This is a genomic window from Bacillus sp. P4_D3, assembly GCF_056401855.1.
The window spans coordinates 1-881 of record NZ_JBFUIN010001061.1 but is presented as its reverse complement, the minus strand read 5'-3'; the positions used below and the strand labels follow the sequence as shown (position 1 = coordinate 881).

At 54.6% G+C, this 881-nt stretch carries 1 pseudogene; it reads left to right on the top strand.

Going from position 1 to position 881, the window contains the following annotated elements:
* Positions 1 to 881, top strand: a pseudogene (locus tag AC1DTM_RS29150) (collagen-like protein); the annotation flags it as partial.

Here is an 881-nt window from a genome sequence, read left to right as displayed (position 1 = left end):
GCTACTGGACCTCAAGGTGTTCAAGGTAACACAGGTGCTACTGGTTCCACTGGACCTCAAGGTGTTCAAGGTAACACAGGTGCTACTGGCGCTACTGGACCTCAAGGTGTTCAAGGTAACACAGGTGCTACTGGTTCCACTGGACCTCAAGGTGTTCAAGGTAACACAGGTGCTACTGGTTCCACTGGACCTCAAGGTGCGCAAGGTAACACAGGTGCTACCGGTGCCACTGGACCTCAAGGYGTTCAAGGTAACACAGGTGCTACYGGACCTCAAGGTGTTCAAGGTAACACGGGTGCTACYGGACCTCAAGGTRTTCAAGGTAACACRGGTGCTACYGGACCTCAAGGTGTTCAAGGTAACACGGGTGCTACYGGACCTCAAGGTRTTCAAGGTAACACRGGYGCTACTGGACCTCAAGGTGTTCAAGGTAACACRGGYGCTACTGGACCTCAAGGTAACACAGGTGCTACTGGTATAGGAGTTACCGGACCTTCTGGTGGACCTCAAGGTAACACGGGTGCTACTGGACCTCAAGGCGCTCAAGGACCAGCGGGTGCTACCGGTGCCACTGGACCTCAAGGTGTTCAAGGTAACACAGGTGCTACCGGACCTCAAGGTGTTCAAGGTAACACGGGYGCTACTGGACCTCAAGGTGTTCAAGGTAACACGGGYGCTACTGGTTCCACTGGACCTCAAGGTGCKCAAGGTAACACRGGTGCTACTGGTTCCACTGGACCTCAAGGCGCTCAAGGTAACACGGGTGCTACTGGTTCCACTGGACCTCAAGGTGTTCAAGGTAACACAGGTGCTACTGGTTCCACTGGACCTCAAGGTGYTCAAGGTAACACRGGTGCTACCGGTGCCACTGGACCTCAAGG